The following is a 23127-nucleotide window of genomic DNA, read 5'->3' as shown; positions in this document are numbered from 1 at the left end:
CCCCTAGAGCCAGGTGTCCTCGGAGGTGCTCGTGAGAAACGCCTCGAGGTCGTCCCGCCAGGGGGCCGGCACCGTCTTGTCCGGCTCGATCCCGGTGTACTGGCCTCGATAGAACAGCAGCGGCCGTTCCTTCTCGTCCCGCACCTCGCTCAGCGACGACACCCGACCGAACACCACCCAGTGGTCGCCCCCGTCGTGCACGGTCTCCACCGTGCAGTCGATGTGGGCGAGGGAGCCGGCGAGGATGGGCGAGCCGAGCGGCGACGGACGCCACTCGACACCGGCGAACTTGTCCGGCTCGCGGGATCCGAACCGCGCGCATGTGTCCCGCTGTTCCTCCGCGAGCACGTTGACGCAGAAGCGCCCGGAGCGTTCGATGGCGGTCCACGACCGCGACATTTTCGTCGGGCAGAACAGCACCAGGGGCGGGTCCAGCGACAGCGCCGCGAACGACTGGCAGGCGAATCCCACCGGCTCGCCGGCGTCGACTGTGGTGATGATCGTGACACCCGTACAGAACTGGCCGAGCACGGTGCGGAAGGTGCGAGGGTCGATCGTGACGTCGCCGGGTCCGGTCATGGCTGCAAGCCTACGCTGAAGTCGTGGCCCCACAGGCTGACGGCTGTGGACTCGCGGGCGATCCACTCCCGGTCCTCGACCTGCCTTCCCTCGCAGCCGAACTCGACGTCGAAACCGCCGGGGGTCTTCATGTAGAACGAGAGCATCAGATCGTTGACGTGCCGGCCCAGCGTCGCCGACATCTTGACCTTGCGGCGCAGGGCCCGGTCCAGGCACAGCCCGACGTCGTCGGAATTCTCCACCTCGATCATCAGGTGCACGATGCCACTCGGCGTGGGCATCGGAAGGAACGCCAGGCTGTGGTGCCGGGGATTGCATCCGAAGAAGCGGAGCCAGGCCGGTTTCCCGTCGGCCGGGCGGCCCACCATCTGCGGCGGCATGCGCATCGAGTCCCGCAACCGGAAGCCGAGGACGTCGCGGTAGAAGTGCAGCGCCTCCTCGTCGTCGCGGGTGGACAGGACGACGTGCCCGAGTCCCTGCTCTCCGGTGACGAACCGGTGCCCGTACGGACTCACGACGCGGCGGTGCTCGAGCGCGACCCCGTGGAACGCCTCGAGAGTATTGCCGGACGGGTCCTGGAACACGATGAGTTCGTCGACCCGGCGGTCGGCGAGTTGCTCGGCCGTGCCCTCCTTGAACGGCACTTCGGCGGCCGCGAGGTTGTCACGCACCTCCTGCAACTCGGCGGCGTTCGCGGTCTCCCAGCCGGAGACGAGCAGCCGGTCGCTCTCGTGCGGCTCGATGACCAGCCGGGCCGGGAAATCGTCCATCCGGAGGTAGAGCGCCGCGGGATCGACGCCCTTGCCCTCGACCATGCCGAGCACCTTCAGACCGTATTCCCGCCAGGCGTCCATGTCGGTGGCGCCGATGCGCAGGTAGGCGAGGGATCGGATACCCATGTCAGTTGCTCCTGTCCGTCAGGAAGTCCGTTGTCAGGCGGTTGAACTCGTCGAACTTCTCGAGCTGAGCCCAGTGTCCGCAGCCACCGAAGACGTGCAGTTGCGCCCGCGGGATCATCTTGAGCGCGACGAGCGCGCCGTCGAGCGGGTTGACCCGGTCCTCGCGCCCCCAGATCAGCAGCACCCGCTGCCGGAGCTTGTAGGCGTCGCGCCAGAGCATGCCGAGCTCGAAGTCCGGACCGGAGAACGACTTCCCCATCGCGCGTGCGGCAGCGAGGGATTCCGAGGTGCTCGCGGCGGCGAACCGTTCGTCGACCAGCTCGTCGGTGATCAGCGACTGGTCGTAGACCATCACCCGGAGGAACGCCTCGAGCTTCTCCCGGGTGGGGCCCTCCGGCGGCGCCGCGAACCGGCCGAGGTTCTTCACGCCCTCGGTGGGGTCGGGGGCGAAGAGGTTGACGCTCAATCCGCCCGGCCCCATGAGCACGAGCCGTCCGGCGCGGTCCGGGAAGTCCAGCGCGAATCGCACTGCGGCGCCGCCGCCGAGCGAGTTGCCGAGCAGGTGCACGCGCCCCTCGAGCCCGAGGTGGTCGAGCAGGTCCTTCAGCGCGGTGGCGCTGTGCACGAAGTACTGCGGGTGTTCGGTGGGCTTGTCGGACCTGCCGTAGCCGGGCTGGTCGACACACAGGACGTGGAAATGCTCGGCCAGCACGGGGATGTTGCGGGCGAAGTTGGACCAGCCGGAGGCGCCCGGCCCGCCGCCGTGCAGCAGGACGATCGTGGTGTCGTTGCCGACTCCCGCCTCGTGGTAGTGCAACCGCAGGTCGTCCCGCACCTGAGCGAACCGGGACGTGGACTCGTAGGTGATCTCTTCCGTCGCAGTCAATTCGGTATCCCCTACACCATCGTGTCGGTGATCGGCAGGCCGAACTCGCCGGCGCCGAACATCACGTAGGCGCGTTCGGCGTCGTTGGCGGCGTGGACCCGCCCGGCGTGGGCGTCGCGCCAGAACCGCTGGATCGGCGTGCCGTTGGCGAGGGCGGTGGCGCCGGAGTTCTCGAACAGCAGGTCGATGGAGGCGATGGCGCGGCCCGTCGCCCGGACCTGGTCGCGACGGGCACGCAACCGCAGGTCCATCGGGACCTCCTCGCCGGCGACGAGGTGCGCGTATTCCTCGGCGACGTTGCCCGACAGCTGACGCCACGCGGCGTCGATGTCGCTGGACGCCTCCGCGATCCGGACCTTGGAGAACGGATCGTCCTTGGCCTTCTCCCCCGCGTACGCGGCACGAACCCGCTTACCCTGATGGTCGACGTGGGCCCGGTAGGCGCCGAAGGCCATGCCGACGATCGGCGTCGAGATCGTCGTGGGATGGATGGTGCCCCAAGGCATCTTGTAGACGGGTGCGGTGTTGCGCTCGAGCCCCGGCGCGGTGAGCTCGCTCATGGCGCGGAAGCTGAGGAAGCGGTGCCGCGGCACGAACACGTCCTGCACCACCACGGTGTTCGATCCGGTACCCCGGAGCCCGACGACGTTCCAGACGTCGTCGATCGCGTAGTCCGCGCGCGGGATCAGGAAGCTGCCGAAGTCGACGGGGCGGCCGTCCTTGATCACCGGGCCGCCCACGACGACCCAGGTGGCGTGGTCGCACCCGGAGGACCAGGCCCACGCACCGTTGACCTTGTATCCGCCGTCGACGACCTCGCCGGCGCCCATGGGGGCGTAGGACGAGGAGATGCGGACATCGGTGTCCTCGCCCCACACGTCTTCCTGGGCCTGCTGCGCGAACAGCGCCAGATGCCAGTTGTGGACACCGATGATGCCGGAGACCCAGCCGGTGGAGCCGCACGCGGCGGCGATGTTGCGGACCGCCGTGTAGAAGGTGACCGGATCGGCTTCGTACCCGCCCCACTGGCTCGGTTGGAGCAGTCGGAAGAAGCCGGTCTCCTGCAGCGCCTTGATCGAGTCGTCGGGGATGCGGCGAAGGTCTTCGGTCTCCTGTGCACGTTCCCGCAGGGCGGGCAGCAGCGCGTCGATCCGCTGCAGCACCTCGTGGCTCTCGTGGTCGCCCACTGGACGCTCCCGTCTGTTCCGGAATTGATCGCTTGATTCGAGACTAGAACACGTTCCCATTTGTGTCGAGACCGGAGCCGCGTCCCAGGTCGACGGGCTTTCCGTGGGACGAAAGTCCTCGAACGCTTCCGGTACGCGCCAAAATTCTATAACGTGTTCTACCAAGCATCCGAAGGAAAGTGAGGGGACGATGGCACAGGTTCGCGAGATCGACGTCGGAGAGGTCCGCACGCGGTTCGCGCGGGGGTGGCACTGCCTCGGGCTGGCCCGGACGTTCAAGGACGGCAAGCCGCACGCGGTCGAGGCCTTCGGAACCAAACTCGTGGTCTGGGCCGACAGCGCGGGCGACCTGAAGATCCTCGACGCCTACTGCCGCCACATGGGCGGCGACCTGTCCCAGGGCGAGGTCAAGGGCGACTCCGTCGCGTGCCCCTTCCACGACTGGAGATGGGGAGGAAACGGCAAGTGCACCGACATCCCCTACGCCCGCCGTGTGCCACCGCTCGCCCGCACCCGCGCCTGGCTCGCGATGGAGAAGAACGGTCAGCTCTTCGTCTGGAACGACCCCGAAGGCAACACCCCGCCGCCGGAGGTCACGATCCCGGACATCGAGCAGTACGGGTCGGACGAATGGACCGACTGGACCTGGAACTCGATCCTCATCGAGGGCGCCAACTGCCGGGAGATCATCGACAACGTCGTGGACATGGCGCACTTCTACTACATCCACTACGCCTTCCCGACGTACTTCAAGAACGTCTTCGAGGGGCACGTCGCCGCGCAGTACCTCAACACCCGGGGCCGTCCCGACAAGGGCATGTCCACCCAGTACGGCATGGAGTCGCTGCTGAAGTCGTTCGCCGCGTACTACGGCCCGTCCTACATGATCAATCCGCTGACCAACAGCTACGGCGGCTACGAGGTCGAGTCGGTGCTGATCAACTGCCACTACCCCGTCACACACGACTCGTTCGTGCTGCAGTACGGCATCATCGTCAAGAAGCCGACGGGCATGCCCGAGGAGGCGTCGAACAAGCTGGCCGCGAAGCTGACCGAAGGCATCGGCGAGGGCTTCCTGCAGGACGTCGAGATCTGGAAGAACAAGACCAAGATCGAGAATCCGTTGCTGTGCGAGGAGGACGGCCCGGTCTACCAGCTGCGACGCTGGTACGAGCAGTTCTACGTCGACGTCGCCGACGTCACCGAGAAGATGACGCAGCGCTTCGAGTACGAGGTCGACACCACCAAGGCCAACGAGGCATGGCAGGCGGAGGTCGCCGAGAACCTCGCGCGGCAGAAGGCCGACCAGGGCAAGCAGGAAGCGGAGGTCTGACGATGGATTCCTCGACCCGGGCGCGCAGCTGGGCGAAGGCCCCGGACTTCGCCGGCCAGCCCGCGCGGGTCGAGGCGGTCCGCGCCCAGACCGCCATCGACAAGATCAACTATCTTGATTCGGGCCTGCACGAGGTGCAGTGCCGCGAGTGCGGCACCTGCGTCCTGGTGCGCAAGAACAGCTTCGACCACACGAGCGTGCAATGGCGCGAGGACCCCGCGGCGGTGTGCCCGAATTTCCGGGGCTCCGAGGTCCCGGGCGCCCTGCGCGACGGCTGCCCGCAGCTGCGCGCCAGCATCGAGCAGGCCGTACTCGACGGCCGGATCACGATTCCGGACTGACAGCGCCACGCCGCACTATGCTGGCGTCGTGTTCCTCCTCTTCGGCTTCAGCACCAAGCGGCAACACCTCGGCTCCGGGCAGACCCGAACGTGCCCGAACTGCCACAACACCACACAGTGGGCACGGATCCGCGAATTCAACCAGTTCACGTTGTTCTTCGTCCCGGTCGCGCGATGGAAGCGCCGGCAGCTGGAGCAATGTGGCATCTGCGGCACCGCCGTCGAAGTCTGAGCACCTTCATTCCGGGCGACCGTCACCGCCGGAGCGTCGGCGCACTCAGCCGATACCCGGATCGATGAGCGGAATCGAGCACCGGAGCTGTTCCGACAACTGCAACGCTGCGTGCTGCCACACAAAACAGTTGAGCAACATAGCTTTTCGTGTGCAGGTGAGACATTCCGTCACGGACGCCGCCTACCGGGCGTGCAACTGTTCCACAACTCCACCCCCTCGACCGCCGGACCGGCCACCAGCGCGTCGGCGACGACGGCGAGAATCCGGCCTCGGTCGCGCCGAGAGCGTGATCGTCGAGTTTCCTCGTAGCGTCCTCGGCGATGCTCTTGCTTGTTGCGGCACCTCTTTCCACGAATCAGCCAGATCGTCCAGAATTTCCGAGCGCGACACCGTCATCGTCTTCCGTGGATGCCGCAATACCGCTCGCATCGCACGAAACTCGGTACCGCACGAGCGGCCGTTCTCCGGTACGACCTGCGCGACCGATCGAGGCGAGGGAAAGATGTGCACCGCCCCTCGAGCCCGGACTGCCGGGAACCGCACGGACGCCACCGCAGGACCGGCCGGGACCGATGCACCGCGAGGTCGGTCGAAGAGCATGAAGTCAGATGCCGTCACAGCGATGAGTCCGCCGCCTCCCACGGGTCTACCTTTGCGACGGAGACACACCACTTCACCGGGAGCCGAGCCATGGGCCTGATCGACATCGAACTGTTCACCACCCTCGACCTCGTCGGACAGGCACCCGGCGGCCCCGACGAAGACCCGGAAGGATTCCCGTTCGGCGGATGGCAGGCGCCCCTGCTCGACGAGGTCACCGGCGCGCAGATCGGGGCCGCCTACGACGGCACCGACGCCCTGCTGCTCGGCCGCCGGACCTACGACATCTTCGCCGCCTACTGGCCGCACCAGCACAGCGGCGAGGACCACGACATCGCCACACTGTTCAACAGCGTCCCGAAGTACGTGGCCTCCCGCGGCCGGCCCGACCTCTCCTGGTCCGGATCCACACAGCTCGGCCCCGATCTGGCCGGTGCGGTGCGCGAGATCCGGGACCGGCACGAGCACATCAAGGTCGTCGGGAGCCTGGACCTGGTCCAGACCCTGCTGCGCGAGAAACTCTTCGACCGGCTCGACCTGTGGGTGCACCCGATCGTGCTCGGCGTCGGGAAGAAGGTGTTCGACGCCGGCGCGGTGCCCACCAACCTCACTCTCCTCGCACCGCCGGTAGCCGGCCCGACGGGCACCGTGTACCTGCGCTACGCGCTCGCCGACGGCATACCCGGCACCGGGGACATGAGCGCCCCCGACCGCGGCGCCGGGAGGGACGGCTGAACCCGCCCCAGCTGAGTCCGTGTGCTCGGCGGTGCCTCCGCCGGGTCTGCCGCCGTCGTTCCTGTCGGCGCATCACCGACGACGTGGTCCCCGGGACGAACACAGTCGCGCCCGGCGGCGTGCACTCGGGCGTCAGGTGCCGCAGAAGGTTCGGAAGGTTGCGCTGAACGACGGCGGGGCAGGGGTGGTGTAGTCGGACCATTCGTCGCGACGGTCGAACGGATGCGTGACGACGTCGAGCAGCTTCTCGAACGGGGCGAACTCTCCGTCGGTCGCGGCTCGCAACGCGGCATCGAGCTGATGATTGCGCGGGATGTACAGCGGGTTCACCCGGTCCATCGCGTCCGCGGTCGCCACCGCCTCGCGCCCCTGTGCGGTCAGTGCGCCGCGCCAGCGCTGCACCCAGGGCCCCATACGCTCGCGGGGAATCAGGGCATGCAACGGCGTCGAATGTCCCCGCAGTTCGTCCGCGAGCGCACGGAAGCTGCCCGTCCAGTCGGCGCCGTGCCCGGCCATCAGCCTCAGCAGGTCGTCGACGAGCGCACGGTCGAGGAGTGTGCCCGCCGCCCCGAGTTTGGCCGCCATCCCGGCGGCGTAGTGACCCTCGTACCGCTCCTCGAAGGTGTCGAGGACTGCCGATACCGCGCCGATCGCATTCTCCGGCGTCGTGTCGATCAGCGGCAGCAGTGTTTCCGCGAAGCGCGCCAGATTCCATTTCAGGACAGCCGGCTGGTTGCCGAACGCGTAGCGGCCGCCGTGATCGATCGAACTGAACACCGCCGCGGGGGCGAACGCATCGAGGAAGGCGCACGGACCGTAGTCGATGGTCTGTCCCGAAATGGTCGTGTTGTCGGTGTTCATCACCCCGTGCACGAAGCCGGTGAGCGTCCACTGCGCCACCAGTGCTGCCTGTGCCTCGACCACCGCCTCGAAGAATGCCAGGTAGCGACTGCCCTCCCCCGTCGCCGGCAGCTCGGCCACCTCCGGGTAGTGGCGGGCGATCGCGTAGTCGGCCAGCCGCTGCAGGACTCCCTCCTGTCGGGCCGCGAATTCGAAGGTCCCGACCCGCAGGTGACTGGCCGCGACCCGGGCGAGCACCGCACCGGGCTGTGCGCCGTCCCGGCGTACGCGGCGGCCCGTCGCGACCACCGACAGCGCGCGCGTCGTGGGAATACCGAGGGCGTGCATGGCCTCGCTGACCAGGTACTCGCGCAGCATCGGGCCGAGGACCGCGTAGCCGTCACCGCCCCGAGAGAACGGCGTGGGCCCCGAGCCCTTCAGGTGCAGATCCACCCGCCGACCGTCACTGCCCACCACTTCGCCGAGCAGCAACGCCCGGCCGTCCCCGAGCAGCGGCGCGTACCCACCGAACTGATGGCCCGCATATGCCATCGCCACCGGCGTGGCCCCGGCCGGCGCCGTCGATCCGGACAACACCCCGACCCCGGCCTCGCTCCGCAGCACCTCCACGTCCCATCCCAGCGACACCGCGAGCCGCTCGTTGAGCACCAGCAACTTCGGGTCGGGAACATGAACACCCTGCCACGGCACGGCCAGAGCACCCAGCTCGTCGGCAAAAGTGCTTTCGAAGCCGGCCACAGCCGAGTTCGTGCTCACCGTGGACTCCGGGAATGCAGCCATCAGTCGAGGGTAACCACACCCAACCCTGTCCCGCCGCTCACGACCGGGAACACACCCGGCCGCCCGGTGCCCGACGTCGCCGGACCTCGAGGCCCCACCGCACTCGCCTGCAAGGGCTCGTCACCCCGCGGGGGCGGCGCCGGTCGGCATGGCCCACCGCGTGAGCAGCGGGCCTGCAATCAGAGGGGTGCGCCGCGAACGCAGACGGGGGCTGCCGGTTGGGGGCGACGCCGGGTCACTGCGCAGCACCCCGCGCCGGCGGACCGGTCGGGCGCTCACGACGCGGGCGCGGGACCGGAGCCGTGTCCGGAGCGGCGACGAGCGCGAGCCAGAGCGAGCCCGCCGAGGACCGTGCCGGTCAGTCCCAGCGCCACGGCGACGACGGCGCCGGCGAGCCCGTTGCCGGTGCCGAGGCCCCCGGCGGCGTTGACCCCGTGTACTCCACCGGCGATCACGCTGAGCGGCCCCAGCACCACGGCCACGATCGTCCGGGCTGGTCCGGTGCCGGGCCGGCGGGATCGGGCCAGGGCCAGCCCCCCGGCGACGGCGCTGATCAACCCCAGTACGGCTGCCGCTGTGGGCACGGCTCGTCCGACGCCGAGTTCGTAGCCGGCAGCGAGAACGACGACCTGTGTCGTCGCCGGTGCGGCAAGCAAGTCGAGGACAGGCATTGCGGATCCTTTCGGTCGAACGACGGCTACCGGAGGCCTCCGTCGCTGAGCGGACGCACTCGATCGTCGTGTCTCGGCAACGCGGTGTCCTCGGGCGGCGGGCGGCAGCGGATACGGAGTTCGACGTAGGTCGCTCACCCGCAACCACGCTCCTCGACGTAGGCGGTTGCGCAGTTCGGGGGAGTTGTCATCCCGGCCCGGAGCCATATGATCGCGCCATGCAGGAGCGCGTCACGTTGTTCCGCCCGCCCGCCTGGGCGCAGGATGTGCTCCTGGCGGTGTTCATCACGGTGATGCAGGTCCAGGGCACCGTCGTCCGCAACAGCGGGGAACCGGAGGCCGTGCTGCGCCCGCTGTCCGGCCTCGGGAATCTCGGCTACCTCCTCTTGGTCACCGGCGGCGCGGTCCTGGTCTGGCGCCGCCGCCGTCCCGTCGCAGTGTTCGTCGTGACCGCGCTCGCGAGCATGGTGTACTACGCGCTCGATTTCCCGGACGGTCCCACATGGCTGGGCCTGTTCGTGGCCCTCTACACCCTCACCGCCCGCGGCGACGGACGTCGCTCGCTGGTGGTGGCCGGGGTCGGCATTGCAGCACTGTCCGCGGTGTGGCTGCTCGCCGCGGCCGACATCGAGCCCCCCGCCGCGGTCGGCTGGGTGTACTTCCGGATCGGCGCCGCGGGCATGAGTGCCGCCCTCGGGGAGAGCGTCCGCTCGAGGAGAGTCATCGCGGAGGAAGCGCTCGAGCGCGCCGAACTGGCAGAACGCTCTCGTGAGGACGAAGCACGCGCCCGGGTCGACGAGGAACGGCTCAGGATCGCACGCGAGGTCCACGACACCGTCGCGCACGCCATCGCCGTCATCAACGTGCAATCCGGGGTCACCGCGCACGTGCTGGACAAGCGACCCGAACAAGCACGCCGGACGCTCGAGGCCATCGAGCAGACCAGTTCCCGGGCACTGCAGGAGATGCGGGCCATCCTCGGAGTCCTTCGCGACGACCGCGACGACCGCCTCCCGCCGCCGGGCCTCGCGCAGGTCGGCGAACTCACCGCCAGGGCGCGCGACGCCGGGCTCGACGTCGAGTTGGAGACGATCTCACCCCCGCCGCCCGTACCCGGCGCGGTCGGCAGCGCCGTGTACCGGATCCTGCAGGAGTCGATCACCAATGTGATTCGCCACGTCGGCCCGACCCGGGTCGCGGTCGTACTCGACTACGGCCCCGACGCCGTGGAAGTCCGCGTGACGAACGACGGCCCGCGCATCGGTGGGGACACCGAGGAAGCAGCCGACCGTGCCGACGGTGGGTTCGCCGGCACGGGCACACGCGGACACGGGATCGTGGGAATGCGCGAGCGTTGCCAGCTCCTGGGCGGAGACTTCGACGCCGGTCCGCTCCCGGGCGGTGGCTTCGCCGTCACCGCCCGGCTGCCCTTGGCCCCGACCGGAACGGTGAACGCATGAACCCGGGCGCCTCCGGCCCCGACGCCCCCATCAAGGTCCTGCTCGTAGACGACGAGCATCTCGTGCGGTCCGGTTTCAGGATCCTGCTCGAGGTCGAGGACGGCATCACGGTGGTCGGGGAAGCCGCAACCGGCGCCGAGGCCGTGGAGCAGGCCCGCGCCGTGCGCCCGGACGTCGTCCTCATGGATATCCGGATGCCGAAGATGGACGGCATCGAGGCCACCCGGCAGATCACCACCACCCCCGGGCTCCAGCACGTACGCATCCTCATCCTGACCACCTACGACACCGACGCCTACGTCTTCGAAGGCTTGCAGGCCGGCGCCAGCGGCTTCCTGCTCAAGGACGCCGGCCCCGCCGAGCTCCTGCACGGTATCCGCGTGATCGCCGCCGGAGAGGCTCTGCTCGCACCGCGCATCACGCGCCGACTCATCGCCCAGTTCACCGCACAGCGCACCGCTGACAAGGCCGCCGATCGTCGGCTCGAGGTTCTCACCGACCGGGAACGTGAGGTCCTGACGCTCGTAGGTATGGGCATGAGCAACAAGGAGATCGGCGCCGAACTCTGCCTCAGCCCGGCCACCGCCCGTACCCACGTCAGCCATGCCATGGTGAAACTCGGGGCTCGCGACCGCGCGCAACTGGTCGTCATCGCCTACCGAACAGGACTCGTGAAGCCGTGAGCGATCCCCTGCCTGTGAGCGCAGCGACGCGCCCCCCGGGGGGCCGAATGTCACATCGCGTCGATCGGATCGACGCGATGTGACATTCGGTCGGGCAGGCGGGCGGGGGGTCGGTCGGGGGTCGGGCAGGCGGTCGGTCAGGCGGACTGCTGCTCGCGCTGGAGTTCGAGGGCGATGTCGATCAACTGGTCCTCCTGGCCACCGATGAGCTTGCGCTTGCCCGCCCGCACCAGCAGTTCCGCGGCGGAGACCCCGTACCGCTCGGCCTGGCGCTCGGCGTGGCGCAGGAAGCTCGAGTACACCCCGGCGTAGCCCATCATCAGGGCCTGACGGTCGAGGAGGCATTCGGCGGGCATCACCGGGCGCACGACGTCCTCCGCGGCGTCGGCGATCGCGAAGAAGTCGATGCCGGTCTTGATCCCCACCTTGTCGCACACCCCGACGAACGCCTCGACCGGGGTGTTGCCGGCACCCGCGCCGAACCGGCGGGCCGACCCGTCGATCTGCCTGGCACCCGCGCGGACCGCGGCGATCGAATTCGCCACGCCCAGGCCGAGATTCTCATGTCCGTGGAATCCGACCTGTGCGTCGGAGCCGAGCTCGGCGACGAGCGCCTCGACGCGCTCGGTGACCTGTTCGAGGACGAGCGCGCCGGCCGAGTCCACGACGTACACGCACTGGCAGCCGGCGTCGGCCATGATGCGGGCCTGCTCGGCGAGCTTCTCCGGGGTGACGGTGTGCGCCATCATCAGGAAGCCCACGGTCTCGAGTCCGCGCTCGCGGGCGAGCCCGAAGTGCTGGACGGACACGTCGGCCTCGGTGCAGTGCGTGGCGATGCGGCAGATCGAGGCGCCGTTGTCCTGCGCCTCGACGATGTCCTCCTTGATGCCGACACCGGGGAGCATGAGGAACGCGATCTTCGCGTGCTGGGCGGTGTCGACGGCGATCTTGATCAGTTCCTGCTCGGGCACCTTCGAGAACCCGTAGTTGAACGACGAGCCCCCGAGACCGTCGCCGTGGGTGACCTCGATGACGGGGACGCCCGAGAGGTCGAGGGCGGCGACGACGGCACGCACCTCCTCCCGGTCGAACTGGTGACGCTTGTGGTGGGAGCCGTCGCGCAGCGACGTGTCGGTCACGCGGATGTCCCACGACGGTTCGAAGAAGATGTCGTCGCGGCGGTCGGTAGCGGTCATCGGATTCACGCCTTCACGGAGGTGTTCGAGGGGAGGGCGTCCGCCGAGAGGAGTGCGCGGGCGATCTCCTCGCCCACCTTGGTGGCGGCCGCGGTCATGATGTCGAGGTTGCCGGCGTACGGCGGCAGGAAGTCGCCGGCGCCCTCGACCTCGACGAAGGTGGTGACGGTGGCGTGCCCGCCGGACACGACGGTCGGATCGTCGAACTGCGGTTCGTTGAGCAGACGGTAGCCGGGCACGTACTGCTGCACGTCGGCGACGACGCGGTGGATGGATTCGGCGATCGCGTCCCGGTCGGCGCCCTCGGGGATGGCACAGAAGATGGTGTCGCGCATGATCATCGGCGGGTCCGCCGGATTGAGGACGATGATCGCCTTGCCTCTGCGGGCACCGCCGATGGTCTCGATGCCCCGGCTGGTGGTCTTGGTGAACTCGTCGATGTTGGCGCGGGTGCCCGGACCGGCGGATACCGACGCCACCGACGCCACGATCTCGGCGTAGGGCACGTCCACCACGCGGGAGACGGCGTGCACGATCGGGATGGTGGCCTGGCCGCCGCAGGTGATCATGTTGACGTTGGGCACGTCCAGGTGCGCACCGAGGTTCGCGGGTGGCACGACGGCCGGTCCGACGGCCGCGGGGGTGAGATCGATCGCCCGGATGCCGGCCGCCTCGTACCTCGGTGCGGCCTCCCGGTGCACGTATGCGGACGTCGCCTCGAACACCAGGTCCGGCTTCTCCGGCTGCGCGAGCAACCAGTCGATCCCCTCGGCCGACGTCTCCAGGCCGAGCGTGCGGGCGCGGGCGAGTCCCTCGCTCGCGGGGTCGATACCGATCATCCAGCGAGGCTCGAGCACATCCGAGCGTTGCAGCTTGTAGAGCAGGTCGGTGCTGATGTTGCCCGACCCGACGATTGCGACACGTGCCTTGGCCATGGTTTCTCCTTGTAGTCGGGACCGGGTGGTCACGAGAACGTGAGCGAGACGGAGCCCAGTCCCGCGAACTCGGCGTGGAACTCGTCGCCGGGGCGCGCATCGATCGCCCGCGTGCACGAACCGGGCAGGACGATGTCGCCCGCCTTCAGCCGCACCCCGAAACTGTCGACCTTGCGGGCGAGCCACGCGACCGCGGTGACGGGATTGCCGAGCACCGCGTCGCTGCGTCCCTCGGCGATCCGCTCGCCGTTGCGGGTGAGCACCGCGTCGATGCCCTTGATGTCGATATCGGACGGCGCGACCCGCTGCGTGCCGAGCACCCAGCCGGCAGACGAGGCATTGTCGGCGATGGTGTCCGCGAGGCCGATCTTCCAGTCCTTGATCCGGCTGTCGATCAGTTCGATGGACGGCGCGAACGCGACGGTGGCATCGAGGACGTCGTTCTCGGCGCAGTCCGCCCCGGGCAGGTCCTTGCCGAGCACGAAGGCCACCTCGACCTCCACCCGCGGGAAGCAGTACCGCGAGGTGTCGACGGGCCGGTCCTCGAAGACCTGCATGTCGTCGAGCAGATGACCGTAGTCGGGCTCGTCCACACCCATCATCTGCTGCATGGCCAGGGACGACAGCCCCACCTTGTGGCCGACCACGCGAGCACCGGCCGCGAGGCGACGCCGGATGTTGATCAGCTGGATCTCGTAGGCGTCGACGACGTCGATGTCGGGATGCCGGGCCACGAGCGGGTCGACGGGGGTACGGTCGCGCTCGGCGGCCTCGAGCTCGTCCGCCAGCCGGGTGCGCAGTTGCGTCGGCAGCATTGCGGTTCCTTCCTGTTCACCGGCGACCGGCATGTTCTGCAACCTGTTTCCGTTCGACGCGTGGTGTGCGGGTGATCTTCCTGGCAGAAGGGATGGACTCACCGCGCCATCATTCTATAACGTGTTCTACATGATCAAGCAGGAATACGACATCGTCGTCGTCGGCAGCGGCGCCGGCGGAATGACCGCCGCGCTGACCGCCGCGCACCGGGGCGCGAGCGTCGTCCTGGTCGAGAAGGCACCGCACTACGGCGGTTCGAGTGCGCGCTCGGGCGGCGGGGTGTGGATTCCGAACAACGAGGTCCTCGGGGCGGCGGGCGTCACCGACACCCCGGAGGCGGCCCGCACCTACCTGCACAGCATCATCGGCGACGTGGTGCCCGCCGACAAGATCGACACCTACATCGACCGCGGGCCCGAGATGCTGTCCTTCGTCCTGGAGCACAGCGCCCTGGAACTGCAGTGGGTGCCGGGCTACTCCGACTACTACCCCGAGGCCCCCGGCGGCCGGCTCGGCGGGCGGTCCGTCGAACCGAAGCCGTTCGACGGCAAGCGACTCGGCGACGACCTCGCCCTGCTCGAACCCGACTATGTCAAGGGCCCACCCAACTTCGTCATCACCCAGGCCGACTACAAGTGGCTCAACCTGCTCATGCGCAATCCCCGCGGGCCGGTCCGCGCCGCGAAGGTCGGCGTGCGGTACCTGTGGGCGCGGGCCCGCAGAAGGCACCTGCTGGTCCGCGGCCAGGCACTCATGGCCGGACTCCGCATGGGTCTGCGTGACGCCGGAGTACCGCTGCTGCTGAACACCGCTTTGACGGACCTCGTCGTCGAGGACGGGGTGGTGCGCGGTGTGCGGGTCGAGTCGGACGGACAGCAGCGCACCGTCCGGGCCCGCCGCGGCGTCGTGATCGCCTCCGGCGGTTTCGAACACAACGAGCAGATGCGCACGCAGTACCAGCGCGCGCCGATCGGCACCGAGTGGACCGTCGGCGCGAAGGCCAACACCGGGGACGGCATCCGCGCGGGCCAGTCCCTCGGCGCCGCCGTCGATTTCATGGACGACGCCTGGTGGGGCCCGTCCTTCCCGCTCACCGGCGGCCCGTGGTTCGCCCTGTCCGAGCGCAGCCTGCCGGGCTCGATGATGGTCAACGCGGCGGGCCGGCGCTTCGTCAACGAATCCGCCCCGTACGTCGAAGCGGTGCACGCCATGTACGGCGGTCGGCACGGCCGGGGCGACGGGCCCGGCGAGAACATCCCGTGCTGGATGATCCTCGACCAGCGCTACCGCAACCGCTACACCTTCGCCGGCATCACGCCCCGCAGCCCCTTCCCCAAGCGCTGGCTGAAGGCGGGTGTCGTCGTCCGCGCCGGCTCGATCGCCGAGCTCGCCGGGAAGATCGGGGTTCCGGCCGCCGCCCTCACCGCGACGGTGGAACGCTTCAACGGTTTCGCCCGGGCGGGCCGGGACGAGGACTTCGGGCGCGGGGAATCGGGCTACGACCACTACTACGGCGACCCGCGCAACAAGCCCAACCCGAGTCTCGGCGTCATCGACAAAGCCCCCTTCTACGCGATCAAGGTGGTGCCCGGCGATCTAGGCACCAAGGGTGGCCTGCGCACCGACGCCGACGCCCGGGTCCTGCGCGAGGACGGGACCGTGATCGAGGGCCTCTACGCGGCCGGCAATGCCAGCGGTCCCGTCATGGGCCACACCTACGCCGGCCCGGGCGCCACGATCGGCCCGGCCATGACGTTCGCCTATCTCGCGGTCCTCGATGCACTCGCCCGGCCGGAGCAGCCGGCGGTCCCGCCGGTCTCCGAGACCGTCGAACAGCACTGACCCGCACCCGGCCGCGCCGATCTCCGTCCGCCGAACAGAAAGGCTCATTCGTGCCCATCGATCCCGCCGTCGCGCTCGGCGCCGAACTGCCCGTCCAGGAATTCACCTGGAACAGCAGCGACGTCCAGCTCTATCACCTCGGCCTCGGCGCCGGAGCCCGCCCCACCGACCTCGGTGAGCTCCGCTACCTGCGCGACGGCGACCCGCAGGTCCTGCCCACCTTCGCCACCGTCGCGGCGACGTTCCACGCGACCGAGCCGCCGAAGGTGTCGTTCCCGGGTGTCGAGATCGACCTGGCGAAGGTGGTGCACGGCAGCCAGGAGGTGACGGTGCACGCCCCCCTGCCGCCGGAAGGCAAGGGCCGCACCGTGACCCGGATCGCCGAGGTGTGGGACAAGGGCAAGGCCGCGGTCATCGTCCAGGAGTCGACGACCACGGATCCGGCCGGTAGTCCGCTGTGGACGGCCCGCTCGTCCATCTTCGCCCGCGGCGAGGGCGGCTTCGGCGGCGAACGCGGACCGTCCGAGTCCGTCGAACTTCCCGGCCGGGCACCCGATTTCGAGGTGGACGTCGCGACGCTGCCGCAGCAGGCCCTGCTGTACCGGCTGTGCGGCGACCGCAACCCGCTGCACTCGGATCCGGAGTTCGCGACAGCCGCCGGATTTCCCGCCCCGATCCTGCACGGGCTGTGCACCTACGGGATCGTCTGCAAGACGATCACGGATGCGGCCCTCGCCGGGGATGCCGCGGCCGTACGGGGATTCAAGGCTCGATTCGCCGGCGTCGTCTTTCCCGGCGAGACACTGAGGGTGCGCGCCTGGCGGACCGGCGACCGCGTGCTCGCGACAGCCGCGGTGGTCGAGCGTGACCTCGCCCCCGCCCTCACCGACGTCGTCCTCACCCTCGCCTGACCCCGTCCTCCCCCAGCACCGCCCTCCCCCAGCACCGCCCTCCCCCAGCACCGCCCTCCCCCAGCACCGCCCTCTCCCAGCACCGTCCCGGCACGGGGCGGTGAGAAAGCAGCGCATCCATGACGATTCGCACCGAACCCCTGCGCCTGTCCCGTCGCGGTTTCCTCGCGGCCGGCGCGGGCGCCCTCGCGGCCACCGCGCTCGGCGGCTGGACCCCCGTCCACGCCGTGCCGGCCGGCTCGTCCGGCGCCACGCTGCCCACCCCGGCCGCCTTCCCCGACGGCATCGCCCTGTACCAGCAGGCCTACCAGAACTGGTCCAAGGAGATCATGCTGGACGCCATCTGGACCTGCGCCCCGCGCAGTCCCGAGGACGTCGTCCGCCTCGCGAACTGGGCCCACGCCCACGGGTACACCATCCGGCCACGCGGCGCGATGCACGGGTGGACGCCGCTGACCATCGTCAACGGCGCACCGATCGACAAGGTGATCATGGCGGACACGATGGTGCACCTGAACGCAGTGTCGGTGAACCCCGGATCGGCACCCGCCACCGTCACCGCAGGTGCGGGCGCGACGCTCGACGCGATCACCACGGCGCTGCAGGCGAACGGACTCGGCTGGGCCAACCTTCCCGCGCCCGGCGTACTGTCCGTCGCCGGTTCCCTGGCCGTCAACGCCCACGGCGCCGCGTTACCCGCCGACGGCGAAGCGCGGGTGCCGGGGAACACGTTCGGCTCGCTGAGCAACCTCGTCACGGAACTGACCGTGGTGGCGTGGAACGGGAGCGAATACGCGCTGCGCACCGTCACGCGCGCGGACGCCGACAGCACCGCACTGCTCACGCACCTGGGTCGCACGTTCGTCACCTCGGTCACCCTGCAGGCCGGGCCGAACACGCGGATGCGGTGCCAGAGCTACACCGACATCGACTGGCGCGAACTCTTCGCCCCCGCCGGCGCCGCCGGACGCACCTTCGAGAGCTTCGTGCGCGCTTCCGGGCGTGCGGAGGCGATCTGGTACCCCTTCACCGACAAGCCGTGGATGAAGGTGTGGTCCCTCGCCCCCGAACGGCCGGCCACGTCCCGCGAGGTGTTCGGCCCCTACAACTACCCGTTCTCGGACAACGTCCCCGAGCCGGTCACCGATCTGCTCGGGCAGATGACCGCCGGGAATCCGGCCGTCGCGCCGGCCTTCGGCCAGGTCTACTACAACACCACCGTCGCGGGCCTCGCCGCCACGAACTCGAGCGACATCTGGGGCTGGTCGAAGGATCTGCAGTTCTACATCAAGGCCACCACCCTGCGGCTCACGGAGGGCGGCGGCGCGGTCCTCACCAACCGCGCCAACATCGCGAACGTGATCCACGACTTCACGCAGTGGTTCCATCAGCGCATCGAGCACTACCGGGCACTGGGGCAGTACCCGCTCAACGGCCCCGTCGAGATCCGATGCTGCGGACTCGACCAGCCCGACGACGTGCAGGTCCCGTCCGCCGGGCCGCCGACCATCTCCGCGACCCGCCCGCGACCCGATCACCCCGAATGGGACACCGCGATCTGGCTCAACGTGCTCGGGGTGCCCGGTACACCCGGGATGTTCGCGTTCTACCGCGAGATGGAGCAGTGGATGCGCGGACACTACGACAACGGCGACGCCACGTTCCGTCCCGAATGGTCCAAGGGCTGGGCGTTCGGTCCCGAGCTGCCCTACACGGACCAGCGGATCGTCGAGCAGGTCCTGCCCGACACCTACCGCGAGGGCGTGCCCGCGGACGAGAACTGGGACTCGGCGCGAGCGGTGTACAACCGCCTCGACCCGCACCGGATCTTCAGCAACAGCTTCATCGACCGGCTGCTGCCCTGACGAGAGGTCGGCCCGTATCCGCACCCCCCGGTGCTACTTGCGCGCGTCCTCACGCGCGCGAGTAGCACCGGACCGCGCGAGCATCGCGCCGACGGGACCCCTGCCCAAGCGGCCCCACAGCTGTCCCAGCCGCACCCACAGCTGCCAGTACGCCACACCCACGACGAGTGACGCCGCGAACGCGAGCCACGGGTCGATGTCCCGCAGTTGCGGATAGACCGTGAAGTGGGTCAGGTAGATGTACAGCGACGACGCGGCGAGCACCTCGGCCGGCCGCACCAGCAGCACCGGCCACCACATCCGCGGCACCCAGATCAACAGGAGCAGCCCACCGATCACGAGCGCGGTGCGCTCGGGTTCGGCGTGGAAGAACCCCGGTACGGTCGCGATCGCCACGGCGGAGACCACCAGCCGTTGCCACCCCGCGTCGGCCCGGGCTGCCGCCCAGCCCAGTGGAAAGAGCCAGAACACCACGTACGAGGCGAGGATCTGACTGGTCGGCATGTCCGGCCCGAGCACCTCGTACCGGGTCAGCAGCCCCAGGCCCACCAGTCCGAGCGGGAACGCGAACGGGAATCGTCGCTCGTGCCGGTCGAACCACGGAACGGCGAGCAGCAGAGCCACCGCGACCAGCGCGTACACCAGTGCCTCGACGAACCAGTACCGCCACTCCCTCGTCCAGGCGGGCGGTCCGAACACCCCGTTGAGCAGCAGCACACTCGACCAGCGGTACTCGCCGGTGATCACGTGTACCGCGCCGATCCACACGGCGGCGGGTGCGGCGACCCGCGCGACACTGAGCAGGGTGGTGCGCAGCCGTTCGGCGCGAGGCTTGGGCAGCTGGAACCGCGCGTAGTTGTAGCCCGCGGCGGCGAGCAGCACATGCGCTCCCCCCACGAGGGCGAACAGGTGCAGGTGCGAGCCGACGATGAACACGATCGCCACGGCACGGATGAGCACGTTGGTCTCGACGGTCCGCCAGCCTCGCGGTGTCCGGCGCGACGACGGGCTCAGCTCGCGCAGCGGCGTCGTCGGCCAGTCCGCGGGCAGGTGCCCGAGCAGCCGCTCGAGCCGCACCGACATGCGCACGTACGACAGCGAGTCGCCCCCGAGGCCGACGAACGTGCTGTCGTCGGTGACGTCGTCGCGGCTGAGTACGTCCGCGTAGAGCTCCCGCAGTTGCCGGAGGTCGGCGGCCCGGGATTCGGGGGCCGGCCGCGGCGGCACCGGGGTAGCGCCCAGAGCGGCGACAGCGCGGTAGTCCGGTTTGCCGTTCGGTGTGCGGGGCAGCTCGGCCACGACGCACACCCGCACCGCGGACTCGGGCAGTCCGCTCGCGCGCGCCGCGACCGCCCGTACGTGCGCGGCGTCGGCGGACTCGACGGCGACGATCAGTTCGTCGTCGCCGCCGGCGCAGCACGCGGCGAGTTCGTGGCGCGTGAGGACTGATTCGATGCGTTGCAGATCGATGCGAAGACCGAACAGCTTCGCGAAGCGCGATCGACGGCCGACGATCCGGTACAGCCCGGCGTCGGTGCGGACGGCGAGATCCCCGGTGCGCAGTTCGTCGACGGTGCGCCCCAGAGCCAGATCGGACGGGTCCGTGGCATAGCCGAGCATGACGTTGGGCCCGGTGTAGACGAGTTCGCCGGCACCGTCGCCGGCCCCGGGCACGGGGTCGATGCGGAAGGCGCCGCCGGGGACGGGGACGCCGATCGTGTCGGGGTGCTCCGCGGCGAGATGCGGGGGCAGGTAGGCCATGCGGGCGGTGGCCTCGGTCTGCCCGTACATCACGAAGAACCGCCACCCGCGGCGATGGCCGAGGCCGACGTAGCGGCGGACGCGGTCGGGGTCGAGGCGACCGCCGGCCTGGGTGACGTAGCGCAGGTGCGGCAGGGCCATGTCCGCGAAACCGACACGGTCGAGCAGGTCGAAGGTGTACGGCACGCCGGCGAGTGCACTGATCCGGTGCCGGTGCACGAGGTCCCAGAATCCGGGGTCGGTGACGGACCGGTCGGTGAGCACGACGCCGGCGCCCCGCAACAGGTGGCTGTGCAGCACCGACAGCCCGTAGCAGTAGTGCATCGGCAGCGTGGTGATCGCGCGGTCGGTGTCGCGGATGTCGAGGTAGTCGGCGATGGCCTCGGCGTTGGCCTGCACGTTGCGGTGCGACAGGCGGACGAGCTTGGGCGAGCCGGTCGAGCCGGAGGTGCTCAACAGCAGCGCCAGGTCGGGGTGCAGGTCGTGGCCGGTGCCCTCGGCGAGTTCCTCCAGGCGGCCGCCGTCGACGACGACGTCGGGCCGGTACGCCTCGATCGTCGCGGCGAGGGCGTCGGGCCGGTCGCCGGGCACGAGCAGGACGGGATGGCCGGCGGACAGTGCCGCCAGGTAGGCGACGATCGCGTCGACGGTGTTGGCTCCGACGACGAGCACGAGCCGGCGGGTGGTGCCGAGTCGGTCGGCGATGCCGGCGACCCGCTCGGCCAGGTCGCGATAGGTGATCTCGGCGCCGTCGCAGACGAGTGCGGTCCGTTCGCCGTGCTCGGCGAGGCGTCGGACGAACGGAACCGTCGGACAGTCGACGAGCTCGGTGGAACGTGGTGACACCGCGGCAGTCTATAAGGTTTGGCTGTCCTGAATCCAGGCTCGGGCGGGTTCGCGGAGCAGGGCGAGGCGGCTGAGCAGCCGGTCGACGTCGGGTTCGGCGGGGACGGACGTCGCGAAGTCGGCGCGCGCGACGGTGGCGCACACCGTGAGCCGGGCGCCGGCGTCGCACAGCACATCGACGACGTTGCCGAATCGGCGCAGGGCGTCCGGGTCGACCTCGCGCAGCGGCGGGACGCCGGTGACGATCCACTCGGGGTGGTCGCGAAGGACTGCGAGGTAGTCGGCGGGCGCGGTGGGCGCGCAGCACAGGTCGGCGAAGTCGAACCAGACGACGCCGCCGCGCACGGCGAGCGCAGGCAGAGCCCGGCCCGACGGCCGCAGCGTTCGCCGCTCCCCCGGTTCCGGCAGGTCGAGGACGCCGGGCGAGAGGAACTCGCCCGACCCGAACCCGCCGTCCGGTGCGGGCGCGGCCGTGCGGCGACGGTCGATCGGCCCCCCGACCTCGACCACCTCCATCCGGCGTTCGAGCAGGACGATGGTGGGTTCGAACAGGTGGTGGAACAGGGGGTTGGGCAGCAACCCCGACGGCGGATAGTTGGAGGTGGCGACGAGCGCGACGCCCCGTCCGAGGAGGGTGCGCACGGCACGCGCGACGAGCATGCCGTCGCCGATGTCGTGGACGTGGAACTCGTCGAAGCACAGCACGCGGGCGTCGCCGACCGCGGCATCGACGGCGTCGTCGATCGAGCCGAGTCGATGCGCATGCGCATGCAGGGCGGTGAAGAAGCCGTGGAAGTGGTGCCGTCGCGCGGACACGGGCACCGTCTCGAGAAACCGGTCCATCAGCCACGTCTTGCCCCGGCCGACCGGCCCCCACAGGTAGACGCCCGACGGGGAGGCCCGCCGGGCAGCGAGATCGCCACCGAGCCGATGCAGCGCCTCCGCGCCGGCGCGCTGGTGCGGATCGTCCACCGTCATCCTCCTCTGCACGTGCCGGGGACTCTACATGTGTAGAGTTCCGGGCATGGCCCGCAGTCCCGATCGCCGCGCCCTGATCGCCGAGACCACCCTCGACCTGATCGCCCGTGACGGACTGCGCGCCCTGACCCACCGGGCGGTGGACCGCGCCCTCGACCTTCCCGACGGTTCGTGCTCGTACTACTTCCGCACCCGCAGCGGTCTGATCGATGCGGCCGTGCGCCGTCTCACCGAACGCTCCCGTGCCGAGTTCGCACACTCCGGCCTCACCCGGCCACCGGCCCCGATCGACGTCGACGCCGCCGCGCGAGCGGTCGCGACGGTGCTCGACCACAACCTGAGCCACCGCCGCCGGGATCTGCTCGTGCGGTACGCCCTGGCCACCGATCCGACCATCGCCGCCGAACAGCGCGCCGCCCTGGCGACCTCTCTGTTCTCCCGCGAGGCCGCGCGCGGCCTCGCGCTCGCCTGCGAAGCCGAGGACGCCGACGCCGCAGCCGCCGATCTCGTGAGCCTGGCCGAGGGACTGACCGCGGACCGGCTGCTCGGCGCCCGGTCGCTGGACGGTGTCACCGCCGGCACGGAGGAGAGCGTCGCGCTACTGGCCCGGCCGATCGCGGTGTTCCTCCGGGGCCTGCGCCCCGAGCGGGACGTCGGCACCTGCGGATGCACGCGCACGTAATCGATTGCGGCAGGCGAGAACCGGAGGTGGATGCACCGGGATCGC

21 protein-coding genes are annotated in these 23127 nt (G+C 69.9%); 10 read left to right on the top strand and 11 right to left on the bottom strand.

Annotated features, from left to right (window positions below; all coding sequences use genetic code 11):
* Positions 1-3: 3 nt before the first annotated feature.
* Genes hsaB through hsaA form a run of 4 tightly spaced genes read right to left on the bottom strand, consistent with a single transcriptional unit; the run spans position 4 to position 3551 of the window.
* Positions 4-579 (bottom strand): 3-hydroxy-9,10-secoandrosta-1,3,5(10)-triene-9,17-dione monooxygenase reductase subunit, encoded by a 576-nt coding sequence (gene hsaB / locus RR3_RS16610; protein WP_010594497.1) that lies wholly within the window; start codon positions 577-579, stop codon positions 4-6.
* Positions 576-1478, bottom strand: a complete 903-nt coding sequence (hsaC, locus tag RR3_RS16605; RefSeq protein WP_010594498.1) for an iron-dependent extradiol dioxygenase HsaC — start codon at positions 1476-1478, stop codon at positions 576-578. The genes hsaB and hsaC overlap by 4 nt, the downstream gene beginning before the upstream one ends.
* 1 nt (position 1479) lies before the next feature.
* Complete coding sequence (hsaD, locus tag RR3_RS16600; protein ID WP_010594499.1) at positions 1480-2364, bottom strand: 4,5:9,10-diseco-3-hydroxy-5,9,17-trioxoandrosta-1(10),2-diene-4-oate hydrolase; 885 nt, start codon at positions 2362-2364, stop codon at positions 1480-1482.
* A gap of 11 nt (positions 2365-2375) precedes the next feature.
* Positions 2376-3551 carry a 3-hydroxy-9,10-secoandrosta-1,3,5(10)-triene-9,17-dione monooxygenase oxygenase subunit gene (hsaA, locus tag RR3_RS16595; RefSeq protein WP_010594500.1) on the bottom strand — a complete coding sequence of 392 codons (1176 nt, stop codon included), beginning with the start codon at positions 3549-3551 and terminating at the stop codon, positions 2376-2378.
* Between the two features lie 190 nt (positions 3552-3741).
* On the opposite strand from hsaA, the gene RR3_RS16590 reads away from it, so the two are divergent.
* From RR3_RS16590 to RR3_RS16575, 4 genes are all read left to right on the top strand, one after another.
* Complete coding sequence (locus tag RR3_RS16590) at positions 3742-4884, top strand: 3-ketosteroid-9-alpha-monooxygenase, oxygenase component (protein WP_048773367.1); 1143 nt, start codon at positions 3742-3744, stop codon at positions 4882-4884.
* Positions 4885-4886: 2 nt separating this feature from the next.
* On the top strand, positions 4887-5225 hold the full coding sequence (locus RR3_RS16585) for a hypothetical protein (RefSeq protein ID WP_064066624.1): 339 nt from the start codon (positions 4887-4889) through the stop codon (positions 5223-5225).
* A 28-nt stretch (positions 5226-5253) separates the two neighbouring features.
* Positions 5254-5457, top strand: a complete 204-nt coding sequence (locus RR3_RS16580; RefSeq protein ID WP_010594503.1) for a zinc-ribbon domain-containing protein — start codon at positions 5254-5256, stop codon at positions 5455-5457.
* A 693-nt stretch (positions 5458-6150) separates the two neighbouring features.
* On the top strand, positions 6151-6795 hold the full coding sequence (locus tag RR3_RS16575; RefSeq protein ID WP_010594504.1) for a dihydrofolate reductase family protein: 645 nt from the start codon (positions 6151-6153) through the stop codon (positions 6793-6795).
* 132 nt (positions 6796-6927) lie between these two features.
* Here RR3_RS16575 and RR3_RS16570 read toward each other — a convergent pair whose 3' ends face one another.
* Together RR3_RS16570 and RR3_RS16565 are read right to left on the bottom strand one after the other, a co-directional pair.
* Positions 6928-8436 (bottom strand): protein adenylyltransferase SelO, encoded by a 1509-nt coding sequence (locus RR3_RS16570; RefSeq protein WP_064066625.1) that lies wholly within the window; start codon positions 8434-8436, stop codon positions 6928-6930.
* A 275-nt stretch (positions 8437-8711) separates the two neighbouring features.
* Positions 8712-9107, bottom strand: a complete 396-nt coding sequence (locus RR3_RS16565; protein WP_017680960.1) for a DUF6223 family protein — start codon at positions 9105-9107, stop codon at positions 8712-8714.
* Between the two features lie 218 nt (positions 9108-9325).
* Here RR3_RS16565 and RR3_RS16560 point away from each other — a divergent pair, with 218 nt between their 5' ends.
* Together RR3_RS16560 and RR3_RS16555 are read left to right on the top strand one after the other, a co-directional pair.
* Positions 9326-10567: a sensor histidine kinase gene (locus RR3_RS16560; RefSeq protein ID WP_064066626.1), complete on the top strand. Its 1242-nt coding sequence runs from the start codon at positions 9326-9328 to the stop codon at positions 10565-10567.
* The gene (locus RR3_RS16555) at positions 10564-11250 is read left to right on the top strand and encodes a response regulator transcription factor (protein WP_010594508.1); all 687 of its coding nucleotides are present in this window, start codon (positions 10564-10566) and stop codon (positions 11248-11250) included. Before RR3_RS16560 ends, RR3_RS16555 begins: the two co-directional genes overlap by 4 nt.
* Positions 11251-11387: 137 nt before the next feature.
* On the opposite strand, the gene dmpG is transcribed toward RR3_RS16555, so the two are convergent.
* Genes dmpG through RR3_RS16540 form a run of 3 tightly spaced genes read right to left on the bottom strand, consistent with a single transcriptional unit; the run spans position 11388 to position 14196 of the window.
* The gene (gene dmpG, locus RR3_RS16550) at positions 11388-12446 is read right to left on the bottom strand and encodes a 4-hydroxy-2-oxovalerate aldolase (protein ID WP_043823572.1); all 1059 of its coding nucleotides are present in this window, start codon (positions 12444-12446) and stop codon (positions 11388-11390) included.
* Between the two features lie 5 nt (positions 12447-12451).
* Positions 12452-13381, bottom strand: a complete 930-nt coding sequence (locus RR3_RS16545; protein ID WP_064066794.1) for an acetaldehyde dehydrogenase (acetylating) — start codon at positions 13379-13381, stop codon at positions 12452-12454.
* Positions 13382-13410: 29 nt separating this feature from the next.
* Positions 13411-14196: a 2-keto-4-pentenoate hydratase gene (locus RR3_RS16540; RefSeq protein WP_026138161.1), complete on the bottom strand. Its 786-nt coding sequence runs from the start codon at positions 14194-14196 to the stop codon at positions 13411-13413.
* 130 nt (positions 14197-14326) lie between these two features.
* On the opposite strand from RR3_RS16540, the gene kstD reads away from it, so the two are divergent.
* The 3 genes from kstD (at position 14327) to RR3_RS16525 (ending at position 18815) form a co-directional block, all read left to right on the top strand.
* Positions 14327-16039 carry a 3-oxosteroid 1-dehydrogenase gene (gene kstD, locus RR3_RS16535; RefSeq protein ID WP_059174920.1) on the top strand — a complete coding sequence of 571 codons (1713 nt, stop codon included), beginning with the start codon at positions 14327-14329 and terminating at the stop codon, positions 16037-16039.
* Between the two features lie 50 nt (positions 16040-16089).
* Complete coding sequence (gene chsH3 / locus RR3_RS16530) at positions 16090-16950, top strand: enoyl-CoA hydratase ChsH3 (protein ID WP_072786482.1); 861 nt, start codon at positions 16090-16092, stop codon at positions 16948-16950.
* A 119-nt stretch (positions 16951-17069) separates the two neighbouring features.
* Complete coding sequence (locus RR3_RS16525; protein ID WP_064066287.1) at positions 17070-18815, top strand: cholesterol oxidase substrate-binding domain-containing protein; 1746 nt, start codon at positions 17070-17072, stop codon at positions 18813-18815.
* 33 nt (positions 18816-18848) lie between these two features.
* Here the strand turns inward: RR3_RS16525 and RR3_RS16520 are convergent, their stop codons facing one another.
* Positions 18849-21422: a non-ribosomal peptide synthetase gene (locus tag RR3_RS16520; RefSeq protein ID WP_064066288.1), complete on the bottom strand. Its 2574-nt coding sequence runs from the start codon at positions 21420-21422 to the stop codon at positions 18849-18851.
* A 9-nt stretch (positions 21423-21431) separates the two neighbouring features.
* A complete protein-coding gene (gene zapE / locus RR3_RS16515) occupies positions 21432-22400 on the bottom strand; it encodes a cell division protein ZapE (protein WP_064066289.1) in 969 nt (322 codons plus the stop codon).
* 46 nt (positions 22401-22446) lie between these two features.
* On the opposite strand from zapE, the gene RR3_RS16510 reads away from it, so the two are divergent.
* Positions 22447-23082 (top strand): TetR/AcrR family transcriptional regulator, encoded by a 636-nt coding sequence (locus RR3_RS16510; protein ID WP_064066290.1) that lies wholly within the window; start codon positions 22447-22449, stop codon positions 23080-23082.
* Positions 23083-23127 lie beyond the last annotated feature (45 nt).

It is taken from the genome of Rhodococcus ruber NBRC 15591 (genome assembly GCF_001894945.1).
In the GTDB taxonomy this organism is placed as follows: domain Bacteria; phylum Actinomycetota; class Actinomycetes; order Mycobacteriales; family Mycobacteriaceae; genus Rhodococcus; species Rhodococcus ruber.
This window is presented reverse-complemented; position numbering and strand designations above follow the sequence as displayed.